This window comes from Enterobacter sp. T2 (assembly GCF_010692925.1).
GTDB classification, from domain to species: Bacteria; Pseudomonadota; Gammaproteobacteria; order Enterobacterales; family Enterobacteriaceae; genus Enterobacter; species Enterobacter kobei.
The window spans coordinates 4,077,773-4,090,667 of sequence record NZ_CP048736.1; the positions used below are offsets into that span (position 1 = coordinate 4,077,773).

At 54.9% G+C, this 12,895-nt stretch carries 11 protein-coding genes and 1 riboswitch; of the genes, 8 read left to right on the forward strand and 3 right to left on the reverse strand.

The window, feature by feature from the left end:
* The first annotated feature begins 185 nt into the window (after positions 1 to 185).
* The 3 genes from tolC (at position 186) to G0034_RS19535 (ending at position 3,692) form a co-directional block, all read left to right on the forward strand.
* Positions 186 to 1,670 carry an outer membrane channel protein TolC gene (gene tolC / locus G0034_RS19525; RefSeq protein ID WP_094166514.1) on the forward strand — a complete coding sequence of 495 codons (1,485 nt, stop codon included), beginning with the start codon at positions 186 to 188 and terminating at the stop codon, positions 1,668 to 1,670.
* Positions 1,671 to 1,863: 193 nt separating this feature from the next.
* Positions 1,864 to 2,529: a DUF1190 family protein gene (locus G0034_RS19530; RefSeq protein WP_014885260.1), complete on the forward strand. Its 666-nt coding sequence runs from the start codon at positions 1,864 to 1,866 to the stop codon at positions 2,527 to 2,529.
* Positions 2,530 to 2,531: 2 nt separating this feature from the next.
* Positions 2,532 to 3,692, forward strand: coding sequence for a glutathionylspermidine synthase family protein (locus tag G0034_RS19535; protein WP_023331320.1), 1,161 nt, complete (start codon positions 2,532 to 2,534; stop codon positions 3,690 to 3,692).
* Between the two features lie 79 nt (positions 3,693 to 3,771).
* Here G0034_RS19535 and ygiD read toward each other — a convergent pair whose 3' ends face one another.
* Positions 3,772 to 4,560, reverse strand: a complete 789-nt coding sequence (ygiD, locus tag G0034_RS19540) for a 4,5-DOPA-extradiol-dioxygenase (RefSeq protein ID WP_179121209.1) — start codon at positions 4,558 to 4,560, stop codon at positions 3,772 to 3,774.
* Between the two features lie 522 nt (positions 4,561 to 5,082).
* On the opposite strand from ygiD, the gene G0034_RS19545 reads away from it, so the two are divergent.
* The 4 genes from G0034_RS19545 to G0034_RS19560 all read left to right on the forward strand — a co-directional run bounded on the left by G0034_RS19545 (position 5,083) and on the right by G0034_RS19560 (position 9,970).
* Positions 5,083 to 5,643: a fimbrial protein gene (locus tag G0034_RS19545; RefSeq protein WP_014885263.1), complete on the forward strand. Its 561-nt coding sequence runs from the start codon at positions 5,083 to 5,085 to the stop codon at positions 5,641 to 5,643.
* Positions 5,644 to 5,718: 75 nt separating this feature from the next.
* The gene (locus G0034_RS19550) at positions 5,719 to 8,157 is read left to right on the forward strand and encodes a fimbria/pilus outer membrane usher protein (protein WP_179121347.1); all 2,439 of its coding nucleotides are present in this window, start codon (positions 5,719 to 5,721) and stop codon (positions 8,155 to 8,157) included.
* A 6-nt stretch (positions 8,158 to 8,163) separates the two neighbouring features.
* Positions 8,164 to 8,925, forward strand: coding sequence for a fimbrial biogenesis chaperone (locus tag G0034_RS19555; RefSeq protein ID WP_059373176.1), 762 nt, complete (start codon positions 8,164 to 8,166; stop codon positions 8,923 to 8,925).
* Entirely contained in the window at positions 8,909 to 9,970 is a 1,062-nt protein-coding gene (locus G0034_RS19560) for a fimbrial protein (protein ID WP_014885266.1), read from the forward strand. The genes G0034_RS19555 and G0034_RS19560 overlap by 17 nt, the downstream gene beginning before the upstream one ends.
* 44 nt (positions 9,971 to 10,014) lie before the next feature.
* Here the strand turns inward: G0034_RS19560 and ribB are convergent, their stop codons facing one another.
* The gene (ribB, locus tag G0034_RS19565; protein ID WP_014885267.1) at positions 10,015 to 10,668 is read right to left on the reverse strand and encodes a 3,4-dihydroxy-2-butanone-4-phosphate synthase; all 654 of its coding nucleotides are present in this window, start codon (positions 10,666 to 10,668) and stop codon (positions 10,015 to 10,017) included.
* Positions 10,669 to 10,774: 106 nt separating this feature from the next.
* Positions 10,775 to 10,925: riboswitch (FMN riboswitch) on the reverse strand.
* A 119-nt stretch (positions 10,926 to 11,044) separates the two neighbouring features.
* On the opposite strand from ribB, the gene ubiK reads away from it, so the two are divergent.
* On the forward strand, positions 11,045 to 11,341 hold the full coding sequence (ubiK, locus tag G0034_RS19570) for a ubiquinone biosynthesis accessory factor UbiK (RefSeq protein WP_014885268.1): 297 nt from the start codon (positions 11,045 to 11,047) through the stop codon (positions 11,339 to 11,341).
* 102 nt (positions 11,342 to 11,443) lie between these two features.
* On the opposite strand, the gene hldE is transcribed toward ubiK, so the two are convergent.
* On the reverse strand, positions 11,444 to 12,874 hold the full coding sequence (hldE, locus tag G0034_RS19575; RefSeq protein ID WP_179121210.1) for a bifunctional D-glycero-beta-D-manno-heptose-7-phosphate kinase/D-glycero-beta-D-manno-heptose 1-phosphate adenylyltransferase HldE: 1,431 nt from the start codon (positions 12,872 to 12,874) through the stop codon (positions 11,444 to 11,446).
* Positions 12,875 to 12,895: the final 21 nt, after the last annotated feature.

Here is a 12,895-nt window from a genome sequence, read left to right on the forward strand (position 1 = left end):
GTAGCAATGGTGATGAAATTGTGAATTTCAAGGCTGTTTGGCTGCCGTTTGTAAGGCTATATGGTAGATTGGTGCAAATTACCGCCAGATGGCACGTAACGCCAACCTTTTGGTGTGGATGATTCTGTTAGAATCGGCAATTATTTTTTAATTAGATCAGCGCTAATACTGCTTCACAACAAGGAATGCAAATGAAGAAATTGCTCCCCATCCTTATCGGCCTGAGCCTGACGGGCTTCAGTGCAATGAGCCAGGCGGAAAACCTGTTACAGGTCTACCAGCAGGCACGTCTGGGCAACCCTGATTTACGTAAATCAGCGGCCGATCGTGATGCTGCGTTTGAAAAGATTAACGAAGCGCGTAGCCCACTGCTGCCGCAGTTAGGTTTAGGTGCAGATTATACCTACAGCAACGGTTTCCGCGACGCTAACGGCGTTAACTCCAATGCTACCAGCGCCTCACTGCAATTAACACAGACGCTGTTTGATATGTCCAAATGGCGTGCCCTGACCCTGCAGGAAAAGAGCGCGGGTATTCAGGACGTCACCTATCAGACCGATCAGCAGACGCTGATCCTGAACACGGCCACCGCGTATTTCAACGTGCTGAGCGCCATCGACGCGCTCTCCTACACTGAAGCGCAGAAACAGGCGATTTACCGTCAGTTGGATCAAACCACCCAGCGCTTCAACGTGGGTCTGGTGGCGATCACCGACGTACAGAACGCCCGTTCACAGTACGACACCGTGCTGGCTAACGAAGTGACCGCGCGTAACAACCTCGACAACGCGCTGGAAGCGCTGCGTCAGGTCACCGGCAATTACTATCCTGAGCTGGCCTCTCTGAACGTGGACAGCTTTAAGACGGATAAACCGCAGGCGGTTAACGCGCTGCTGAAAGAGGCGGAAAACCGCAACCTGAGCTTGCTGCAGGCGCGTCTGAGCCAGGATCTGGCCCGCGAGCAAATTCGTCAGGCGCAGGACGGTCACCTGCCAACCCTGAGCCTGAGCGCTTCTACCGGCGTCTCTGATACCAGCTACAGCGGCTCTAAAACCAATACGTCACAGTATGACGACAGCAATATGGGCCAGAACAAAGTGGGCCTGAGCTTCTCCCTGCCGCTGTACCAGGGTGGTCAGGTTAACTCGCAGGTGAAACAGGCGCAGTACAACTTTGTTGGCGCGAGCGAGCAGCTGGAAAGCGCGCACCGCAACGTGGTGCAGACCGTTCGCTCTTCCTTCAACAACGTGAACGCCTCTATCAGCAGCATCAACGCCTATAAACAGGCCGTGGTGTCTGCACAGAGCTCCCTGGACGCGATGGAAGCCGGTTACTCCGTGGGTACACGTACGATTGTTGACGTGCTCGACGCGACCACCACGTTGTACAACGCGAAACAGCAGCTCTCCAGCGCACGTTACCAGTACCTGATTAACCAGCTGAACATCAAACAGGCTCTGGGTACGCTGAACGAGCAGGATCTGCAGATGCTGAACAGCACGTTGGGCAAACCGGTTTCAACGTCGCCAGAAAGCGTCGCGCCGGAGAACCCGGATCAGGTTGCCGCCGTTGATAACTTCAACGCTAACGGTAGTGCCCCTGCCGCACAGCAAGCCGCCGCGCGTAGCACGGCCCCCGTAAGCAGCGGTTCTAACCCGTTCCGTCATTAAGCATTGCCCGATGGCGCTTCGCTTATCGGGCCTACTTAATCGTAGGCCGGGTAAGCGAAGCGCTACCCGGCGCAAAATACCCCCGAACGTAAGCCAACGTAAAGATCCCCCTGATTCCGCCCCTCTTCGCTTCATTTTCAACCACTCATCCTCTATCCTGAGCGTTATTACCACTGGGTCCTGGAAGACAAATATGAAACGGACAAAAACGATTAATCACGCGTCGTTCCGCAAAAGCTGGAATGCGCGCCACCTCACTCCTGTTGCGCTGGCGGTTACGGCTGTCTTTATGCTGGCAGGCTGTGAGAAAAACGACGAAACGGTTTCGCTGTATCAAAACGCAGATGACTGTTCCGCTGCAACCGGTCAGGCCGCAGAATGTAAGACGGCGTACACCAACGCGCTGAAAGAGGCGGAACGCACTGCGCCGAAGTATGCCTCACGTGAAGACTGTGTGGCGGAGTTTGGTGAAGGCCAGTGCCAGCAGACGCCAGCTCAGGCAGGTATGGCGCCGGAAAATCAGGCGCAGGCGCAGTCCAGCGGCAGCTTCTGGATGCCATTAATGGCAGGTTACATGATGGGCCGCCTGATGGGTGGCGGCGCGGGTTACCAGCAGCAGCCGCTGTTTAGCTCGAAAAACCCGGCCAGCCCGGCCTATGGTCAATATACCGATGCCAGCGGCAAAGGCTACGGCGCAGCAACCCCGGGCCGTACCGTGACCGTTCCGAAAACCGCAATGGCGCCGAAACCTGCGACCACCAACACCATCACTCGCGGTGGGTTTGGTGAGTCTGTGGCGAAACAGACCAGCATGCAGCGCAGTGCGTCAGGCACCTCTAGTCGCTCAATGGGCGGCTGATCATGGAACGAGTCAGTATTACCGAACGCCCGGACTGGCGCGAAAAAGCGACCGAGTACGGGTTTAACTTCCACACCATGTACGGGGAACCGTACTGGTGTGAAGATGCTTACTACAAGCTCACGCTCGCTCAGGTGGAAAAGCTTGAAGACGTGACCGCAGAACTGCACCAGATGTGCCTGAAAGTGGTGGAGAAAGTCATCGACAGCGACGAGCTGATGACCAAATTCCGCATTCCAAAGCACACCTGGAGCTTTGTCCGTCAGTCATGGAAAACGAATCAGCCTTCGCTCTACTCTCGCCTCGATCTGGCATGGGACGGCGTGGGCGAGCCTAAGCTTCTGGAAAACAACGCGGATACGCCAACCTCTCTGTACGAGGCGGCATTCTTCCAGTGGATTTGGCTGGAAGATCAGATGAACGCCGGAAACCTGCCGGAAGGCAGCGACCAGTTCAACAGCCTGCAGGAGAAGCTTATCGCGCGTTTCGCCGAGCTGCGCGAGCAGTTTGGCTTCAACCTGCTGCACCTCGCCTGCTGCCGCGACACGGAAGAAGACCGTGGAACGGTGCAGTATCTGCAGGACTGTGCCGCCGAAGCCGATGTGGCGACTGAATTCCTTTATATCGAAGATATCGGTTTGGGAGAAAAAGGTCAGTTTACGGATATGCAGGATCAGGTGATCAGCAACCTCTTCAAGCTCTATCCGTGGGAATACATGCTGCGCGAAATGTTCTCCACCAAGCTGGAAGATGCGGGCGTGCGCTGGCTGGAGCCGGCATGGAAAAGCATTATCTCTAACAAAGCTCTGCTGCCGATGCTGTGGGAAATGTTCCCGAACCACCCAAACCTGCTGCCAGCGTATTTTGCAGAAGATGATTTCCCGCCGATGGAGAAATACGTCGTTAAGCCGATTTTCTCCCGCGAAGGCGCGAACGTGTCGATTATCGAAAACGGCAAAACGGTGGAAGCGGTTGAAGGACCGTACGGCGAAGAAGGGATGATCGTCCAGGCATTCTATCAACTGCCGAAGTTTGGCGACAGCTATACGCTGATTGGCAGCTGGCTGATTAACGACCAGCCCGCCGGGATTGGCATTCGCGAAGATCGAGCGCTGATCACGCAGGATCTGTCACGGTTCTATCCGCATATTTTTGTGGAGTAAGATCTGCCGGGTGGCGGCTTCGCCTGACCCGGCCTACGGTTTTGTAGGGCCGGTAAGCGTAGCGCCACCGAGCATGTTTTCACCCTACCTGCACCGACAGCATACTCAAACTACCCATCTCAATACCATCGACCGGGAGTGTCACCGGCTCCTGACCATCCCACGCGCCAAGAACGTACAGCAGCGGCAGGAAGTGTTCCGGCGTCGGGTTAGAGAGCGAACCGCCTTCGTGATCCAGATAGTTCACTAACGGGTGCTCTTCACCCGGTCCCTGCCAGGTCAGATTGGCTTTCACGTAATCGTTGAAAGCAGTAGCCCACGGGTACGGCGTATTTTCACCGTGCCAGCGTGCCGTGCGCAGGTTATGCACCACGTTGCCGCTCGCCACCAGCATGATGCTTTCGTCACGCAGCGTCGCCAGCTTACGCCCCATTTCCAGATGCCAGGCGGCCGGTTTGGTGCTGTCGATGCTGAGCTGCACCATCGGGATATCCGCATCAGGATACATTTTAATCAGCACGCCCCACGAGCCGTGGTCAAAACCCCAGGCCTCTTTATCCAGCGCTACAGGAACAGGCGCCAGCAGTTCGACCAGACGTTCTGCCAGTGCAGGCGAGCCCGGTGCCGGATAGTGCGTGTCATAAAGGGCCTGCGGGAAGCCGCCAAAATCATGTATGGTTTTTGGCGTTTCCATGGCGGTCACGCCCGTTCCCCGGGTGAACCAGTGTGCAGATACCACCACAATCGCTTTCGGCCGCGGCAACGTCTCCCCCAGCTGACGCCAGGCGCGGGTATAGACGTTGTGTTCGAGAACATTCATTGGGCTTCCGTGGCCTATAAACAGGGCGGGCATACGGGAAGAAGTCATGATGATATCCTTACAGAAGGTGTTAATTTAATGGTGCTACATTACGCGCAATCTGGCGCAGATGAACGCAGATAAGCATGAAGATCATCATCAGGAAATTTGAACATCCGAAACAACATAAGAAAAAATGAATGTCAGTGATGAGATTGAACCTGATTCAGCGCCAGGCAGCAGGCATCGGCGGTGGCAAACATACTAAAAATTAATAAATTCAATGAAAAAATAGTACTCACTGATAGTCTCTTTTTTTTACACGTATTTTTACATTTATTTATTTCCTGAAAGTCAACTTTTAAATAAGACATTATTATCGCTAATATCAACATGTTCTCACGTGGATAAAAATCCATTTTTCGCTGTTAATCCGATACTAAAGATCACTTCAAATTATATTTTAATGTTGACTACATTTATTTTTAAGAGCAATTAATCGCACTCACTCTTTTTTCACAGGTATAATCTCATGGTAATTTTCTGAAAATTAATATTCAGAGTATGAATTCATTGAAAAAGGATATTTTCATGCATGCAGGTAAAAAAGCACTGTTAGCCGTTGCGATGGCAACAATTGTCTCTGGTTCAGCATTTGCTGCCGATCAGGGCTCCGGGAAAATTAAATTTAAAGGCGTTGTTATTGACGCGCCTTGCAGCATTGCACCAGACAGCGTTGATAAAGAGGTGGATCTCGGTGAAGTGACCACCGCCGTCATCAATGCAAACAAGAAGTCCACCCCCGTTGCGGTAGATATTAACCTGCAGAACTGCGTTCTGTCAGATCCCGACGATGAGACGGCGACGCCAATAACCAAAGTGGAAGTGACGTTCAGCAGCACCGCCACCTACGCATCAGATACCAGCCTTCTGAGCAACACCTATGCAAGCGGTGCTGAAAACGTCGGTGTCCGTCTGCTGGACAACGACGAAGCAAACATCACCCTTGGCTCGGCAAAAACGGTGGATCTGCTGCCTAATTCAGACACCCAGACGCTGCACTTTAAAGCGCGCATGGAAGTGCCGACAGGTACCACTGCCACCGCGGGCCAGGTTGAAGCTAACGCCAACTATGTGCTGATGTATAAATAACGATTAAACATGATCCGTTATACCGACTGGTGATGTTTACCAGTCGGCTTTTTTATTTATTCGAGTAACAGAATGATGAAAAATAAATCACAATCGATAATCATCATTACTGCCATCTTGCTTGCGCACGCCGCCTCTGCCACTGAATTTAATATTAATGCTATCGATAAAGATTTACGGTCGGGCATTGATCTTTCTCGCTTTAAAGAAGAGACGTCCGTTACGCCAGGACGTTATTTTGTCACCGTCGCGATCAACGATATTCCACTGGCAAACGGCTGGGAACTGACCTGGAAAGAGGTTGATAACAAAGCCGAAGTCTGTATTCCCGCAGAACTGGCAGACACCTTTGGCCTGCAGGACACTGTTCGTAAGACCCTAACGCTTAAACAGGGCTGCGTGGATTTTACCCCGCAGGCGGATATTAAATTCCGCTTCGAGCAATCAACCCAAACGCTGCACGTCACCGTACCTCAGGCCATGATGCAATTTCGTCCGAACGACTGGATGCCCCCCTCCACCTGGGACAACGGCGTGGCCGGCGTGCTGCTGGACTACAACCTCTTTGCCAGCCATTATCAGCCGCAGGAAGGTAGCAGCACGGATAACGCGAACGCCTACGGAACCGCAGGTGCCAACCTGGGTGCATGGCGTCTACGTAGCGATTATCAGTACAATCAAACGCATGCCGAGGGAGGATCAACCCATAACGGCCGCTTCTCACGCGTCTATATGTTCCGTCCTCTGCCGACGCTTGGCGCGAAACTGACGCTGGGTGAGACAGACTTTCAGTCCGCTATCTTTGATGCCTTTACCTATACCGGGGCGTCGCTGATCAGCGATGAGCGCATGCTGCCCTGGTCTCTTCGCGGCTATGCACCGCAAATCGCCGGGATTGCGCAAACTAATGCCACCGTCACGGTGAGTCTCGCTGACCGCGTGATTTATCAAACTAAGGTGCCACCCGGCCCGTTTGTCATTCAGGATTTGAACCAATCCGTCCAGGGCACGCTGGACGTTAAAATTACCGAAGACGACGGCCGCGTGAGCACGTTTCAGGTGTCCGCCGCCTCCGTGCCCTTCCTGACGCGCAAGGGCCAGGTTCGCTACAAGCTTGCCGTGGGCAAACCCCGCGAAGATGCATCGCATGCCCTTGAAGACAGTGCCTTTATGAGCGGCGAGTTCTCGTGGGGCCTGTTCTCCAACACCTCACTGTACGGCGGCACGCTCGCCGATGGCGATAACTATCGCTCCATCGCAGCGGGCATCGGGCAAAACCTCGCGCTGATCGGGGCCCTCTCCTTCGATGTGACCCAGGCGACCAGCCAGCTCCCGAACAAACCCTCTCAGACGGGTTACAGCTATCGCTTCAACTACAGCAAACGCTTTGATACCACGGGAAGCCAGCTTACCCTGGCCAGCTACCGCTACTCCGACCCGCAGTTCCTCAGCTACGCACGCTTCCTGGACAGCGAGAATAATGACAGCCAGTCGGAAAAACAGACGTTTAGCATCACGGCCAGCCAGTACATTCCCGCGCTGTCACTCAATCTCTACCTTAGCCTGCTCCGACAGACCTGGTGGGACGAAGCGCCATCCAATACGGGCAGCCTGACCGCGGGGTATAACTTCGATCTGGGCCGCTGGAAAAACCTTGGCGTTTCGGCATCGTTCAGCAAAACCCACTATCAAGATCGTGAGGACGACAATCAGTTTTACCTGTCTCTCAGCGTGCCGCTGGATCCTGACCATCGCCTCAGCTATGACCTGCGCAACAGCGACAACCTGAGCCAGACCCTCTCGTGGTACGACACCTCTGATAAGAACAACACCTGGGGCGTTTCTGCCGGTACCGAAAGTCAGCAGACCGATGCAGGCGCGCAGTTCAGCGGAAACTACCAGCACTACTCCCCGCTCGGCGATCTCAACGTTTCCGGAAGTTATAAGGCGAATGACTACAGCTCCCTCAGCGCCAGCTGGAATGGGTCATTCACCGGTACGGCAAAAGGCATGGCCCTGCACCGCCGCAGCTACGGCAACGAACCGCGTGTCATGGTGAGCACGGACGGCATCAGCAATATTCCGCTAAACATGTCGCGTGACCAGACCAACGCTTTCGGGATCGGGGTGCTTCCTTCATTCTCCAGCTACTCACCGTCAAGCGTGCAGGTCAACCTGAACGATCTCCCCGAAGGCGTAGACGTGGATAACCGCGTCATGACCTCGACCTGGACAGAAGGGGCCATCGGCTACCGCCAGATCGCCACCCGGGCAGGAAATGATGTTCTGGGCATCCTGCGAACCGCATCAGGCATGCCGCCGCTGGGCGCGCGCGTCCAGATGGCGGATAGCGGTAAAGACGTGGGTATCGTCGCCGACGAGGGCCATGTCTGGCTGGGTGCCGTACAGCCCGAGCAGCAATTCCTGGTAACCTGGGGCGACGCCAGCCAGTGTCGCTTCACGCTACCTTCACACCTCACTAACCTTTCGCAGCTTATGCTGCCGTGTCAGTAAATTATGATGAAACTCACTCCACTGAAAAGCCTGTGCCTGATGTTGATCGGTACAGCATTCGCCAGCCAGGCGGCCATTAATCTGGATCGTACCCGCATCGTCTTTCCCGAAACCGACAAGGCCAGCAGCCTGAAGGTCGATAACCAGAGCAAAACGCTCCCCTATCTTGCGCTCTCCTGGATCGAAGACGAAAACGGTCGTAAGGAAGACAGCCACTTTATGGCGCTTCCTCCGATCCAGCGCATTGAACCCGGATCGTCATCCCAGGTCAGGATCGTGAAGCAGGCGGCCACCAACGCGCTGCCAAAAGATCGGGAATCGCTCTTCTACTTCAACCTGCGCGAAGTGCCACCAAAAAGCGCCAGCCTCGACGATGATCGCAGCGTCATGCAGGTCGCCATGCAGAGCCGTATCAAGCTGTTCTGGCGCCCGAAGGCTATCGTGAAAAAAGCAGGCGATCGTTCTGAAATGCGCATGGAGGTGACGGCAACGGCAAAAGGGCTGACAATTCATAACCCTACACCTTATTACCTCACCCTCGCCTGGCTAAGCAAAAATGGTAAAACCATGCTGCCCGGCTTTGACAGCCTGATGCTGGCACCCTTTGCCAGCGCCTCTGTCACCACCGGTGGCTATCACGGCAGCTATTACAGCATTGGTTATATCGACGATTACGGCGCACTGCGAAAGCTTGACGCGACCTGTCAGGGGACGTCGACCTGCCAACTTAAGGATGCGAAGGCCACAAGCGATGCGAAAGCTCACTAATGTTTTGATCGCGATGCTGCTGGCGCTGCTGCCCTTAAAAGCCGCGCTGGCGCTCGATTGCTATCTGGGCGCTCAGGGCGGCCCGGTGGAAGAGACAAAAACGATCAGTCCGTTTGCTATCCCCAGCAATGCACAGGTGGGGCAAAAGATCTGGGAATCTGACGACATTAAAATCCCGGTCACCTGTAACCACGATGTGGCCGGCAGCTTCGAAAAAGAGGACGTCTATGCCTGGGTCAACCCCTATCCAGCCGCTTCCGACCCTTACTACGAGCTGGGGGTCACCTATGAAGGCATGGATTATGACGCGACGGGGCAGCCAAACGGCGTAGATACCCGCCAGTGCCTTGATAATAACAACATCACCATGTACACCCCGGAACAAATTAAGCAAATGGGGTGGGAGAACCGACTATGCTCAGGCAATGCCAATGATATTCACACCACGCGCACGTTCATTGCCCGACTGCGCCTTTACGTTCGTATTAAGGCCGTTCCGCCGCACGGCTACAAAAGTTCGCTGGGGGACTACGTCGTGGTGCAGTTTGACGGAAAAGGCGGGGTTAACCAGATGGCCGATGCAAAAAACCTCAAGTACCACATTAACGGGTTAGAAAACATTACCGTCCTCGACTGCGGCGCAACCTTCAGTATTTATCCTGAGAACCAGGAGATAGATTTCGGTACCTTCAGTGCTCGCGACATCGTGAATCAGCAAACGCGCAACCGCACCTTTACGGTTAAAACCACGAAAGTGCAGGACGCCCAGTGTTCAGATGGCTTTAAAATGGACTCATCGTTTTACACGACGGAGTCGCTCTCCGAAAACGATACTGCCCTGTTGATTGGAAATGGCTTAAAGCTACGTATCCTCAATGGAACCCAGCCTTATACCTTCAACCACTACGAAGAGTATGCGGATTTCACCGGGAGTACATTGAACTATGAACAAACCTATACCGCGGAGCTCTCCCCCGACGCGGGAAAAGCCATTCAGTCAGGTCCGTTCGAAACGGTGGTGCTGTTTAAAATTAACTACCACTAGCCACAAAAAAGCCGGGTTTCCCCGGCTTTTTCACATCAGCGGTTTCAGCTGGCTTTGCGCTCGTGCGCCTGGCGGTACTCCACCAGATCTTCAATCGTGACTACCGGCATGTTGTGCAGACGCGCAAAGGTAATGCACTCCGGCGCGCGCGCCATGGTGCCATCATCGTTGGTCAATTCACACAGCACGCCAGCAGGTTTAAAGCCTGCCAGGGTCACCAGATCGATAGTCGCTTCGGTATGACCACCACGGGTCAGCACGCCGCCCGGCTGCGCACGCAGCGGGAAGACGTGGCCAGGACGGTGCAGATCGGAGGGTTTCGCCCCATCCGCAATGGCTGCACGCACGGTGGTCAAACGGTCAGCCGCCGACACACCAGTGGTTACGCCATGTGCAGCTTCAATGGTCACGGTAAAACCGGTCCCGAAGGCGCTGGTGTTGTTTTCAACCATCATTGGCAGATCAAGCTGCTGGCGGCGTTCTTCGTTGATACACAGGCATACGATGCCGCTACCGTGACGGATGGTCAGCGCCATCTGCTCAACGGTCATGTTTTCGGCAGCGAAAATCATGTCGCCTTCGTTTTCACGGTTTTCATCGTCAAGCACCATCACACCGCGGCCTTCGCGCAGTGCATCCAGTGCATGTTCAACACGTTGAATTGAAGTGCCAAAAGAGGAAAGTAGCGTCTGATTCATGGTAAAAAAACCTCATTAACATTATGGTTACCAGAATCAGGGCAGTCTTAGGAGCGCCGAACAAGCGGCAAAAAGATAACGTGAGCGGGCCCATGCCCGACTGGATCGTTACTCTCTCCCATCCGGACTCTAACCGTCGGCCCCGGAATTACACCGGATCTGCTGACCTTTGAGTAGTCACCCAAAGCGCTCGCGGGCTTTCAGCGTGAAGCTGATTTACCGCCGGTGGGGAATTTCGCCCCGCCCTGAGAATAAGCGAGATAACTATAACGCTATTGATTATGCTGGGCAATGCATAAGCATCAAACAATTTTGTTTACCCCGGGCATGACGCGCTACAATGGACACTGACACCTTTCCATCAAGGGAAACGACAATGATTGACCCAAAGAAAATTGAGCAAATTGCGCGTCAGGTTCATGAATCCATGCCAAAAGGCATTCGTGAATTTGGTGATGACGTTGAGAAGAAAATCCGCCAGACGCTGCAGGCGCAGTTGGTTCGCCTTGATTTAGTTAGCCGCGAAGAGTTCGACGTGCAGACGCAGGTTCTGCTGCGCACCCGCGAGAAGTTGGCGCTGCTGGAACAGCGTCTGAGCGAGCTGGAAAACCGTCATGCACCGGAAGAAGTGAAGCCAGCACCGGCGATTCCACCGGTGGATGATCAGGCATAAGTGCGGCCTGTTGTGCCCGGTGGCGCTTCGCTTACCGGGCCTACATGATCCCGGCGCAGCCGCCACGCGACATGAAAAAAACGGGCCAACTGGCCCGTTTTTTTACTGACTGTCTTTCTGGATCTTCCTGATGATGTTGGTGGTTGAACATCCGTCCTCAAAGTTGAGCACCATCACTTCACCACCGTTGGCCCAGACCTCTTCGCTACCTGCGATTTGCTCCGGCTTGTAATCACCGCCTTTGACCAGCAGGTCCGGCAGAATGCCAGCAATCAGGCGCTGCGGGGTATCTTCTTCAAACGACACCACCCAGTCCACCGCTTCCAGCGCGCCGAGCACAATCATGCGCTGCTCCAGCGGGTTCACCGGACGTGTTTCGCCTTTCAGACGTTTGGTCGACGCATCGCTGTTGACCGCCACAATCAGACGATCGCCCAGCTTGCGCGCATTCGCCAGATAAGAGACGTGACCCGCATGAAGAATGTCGAACACGCCGTTGGTCATCACCACTTTCTCGCCGCGTTTACGCGCAGCGGCAACAGCCACTTTCAGCTCGTCTTCGGTCATGACGCCAAAACCGGTGTCGGCACGCCCGCGCACCGCGTTTTCCAGCTCGATAGGGGAAACGGTTGAGGTCCCGAGTTTGCCGACGACCACACCCGCCGCAGCGTTCGCGAAGTAGCAGGCCTCTTCCAGGGAGTTACCCGCTGCCAGCGTCGCCGCCAGCACGCCGATCACCGTATCACCGGCACCGGTCACGTCGTACACTTCCTGCGCCTGGGTTGGCATATGCAGCGGCGCTTTGCCCGGCTGCAGCAGCGTCATCCCCTGCTCGGAGCGGGTCACCAGCAGCGCAGACAGCTCGAAGTCAGCAATGATCTTCATGCCGCGTTCAACCAGTTCTTCCTCGGTTTTGCACTTGCCCGCCACCGCTTCGAACTCAGAGAGGTTTGGCGTCAGCAGCGTCGCGCCGCGATAGCGCTCAAAATCGGTGCCTTTCGGGTCAATCAGCACCGGCACGTTAGCATCACGCGCCAGCTGAATCATCGTCTGCACGCTCGCCAGCGCACCTTTCGCGTAGTCGGACAGCACCAGCGCACCGATACTACCCAGCGCCTGGTTAATGCGCTCGTGCAGCGGCTCCGGATCAACGCCTTCAAACCCTTCTTCAAAGTCGAGGCGGATCAGCTGCTGGTTGCGCGACAGCACGCGCAGCTTGGTAATCGTTGGGTGGGTCGGAACAGAAACGAAGTCGCACTTCACGTTCACGTCCGCCAGCGACTTGCTCAGCGCACGCGCCGCATCGTCGATGCCGGTCAGGCCAACCAGACGCGACTGTGCGCCCAGGGAGGCAATGTTCATCGCCACGTTTGCCGCGCCGCCGGGACGCTCTTCAATGGTATCGACCTTAACCACCGGTACCGGTGCTTCCGGAGAGATACGGCTGGTTGGTCCATACCAGTAGCGATCCAGCATCACATCCCCGACAACCATTACTCCAGCACGTTCAAACTCTGGCAGTGTTACTTTCATTCCTGACTCCAGAAAGATTCA

Coding starts and splice junctions, on each gene's coding strand:
- G0034_RS19560 (WP_014885266.1), top strand. CDS start 8,909: ATGCGAAAGCTCACTAATGTTTTGATCGCGATGCTGCTGGCGCTGCTG.
- G0034_RS19545 (WP_014885263.1), top strand. CDS start 5,083: ATGCATGCAGGTAAAAAAGCACTGTTAGCCGTTGCGATGGCAACAATT.
- G0034_RS19530 (WP_014885260.1), top strand. CDS start 1,864: ATGAAACGGACAAAAACGATTAATCACGCGTCGTTCCGCAAAAGCTGG.
- G0034_RS19555 (WP_059373176.1), top strand. CDS start 8,164: ATGAAACTCACTCCACTGAAAAGCCTGTGCCTGATGTTGATCGGTACA.
- ygiD (WP_179121209.1), bottom strand. CDS start 4,560: ATGACTTCTTCCCGTATGCCCGCCCTGTTTATAGGCCACGGAAGCCCA.
- G0034_RS19535 (WP_023331320.1), top strand. CDS start 2,532: ATGGAACGAGTCAGTATTACCGAACGCCCGGACTGGCGCGAAAAAGCG.
- ubiK (WP_014885268.1), top strand. CDS start 11,045: ATGATTGACCCAAAGAAAATTGAGCAAATTGCGCGTCAGGTTCATGAA.
- hldE (WP_179121210.1), bottom strand. CDS start 12,874: ATGAAAGTAACACTGCCAGAGTTTGAACGTGCTGGAGTAATGGTTGTC.
- G0034_RS19550 (WP_179121347.1), top strand. CDS start 5,719: ATGAAAAATAAATCACAATCGATAATCATCATTACTGCCATCTTGCTT.
- tolC (WP_094166514.1), top strand. CDS start 186: ATGCAAATGAAGAAATTGCTCCCCATCCTTATCGGCCTGAGCCTGACG.
- ribB (WP_014885267.1), bottom strand. CDS start 10,668: ATGAATCAGACGCTACTTTCCTCTTTTGGCACTTCAATTCAACGTGTT.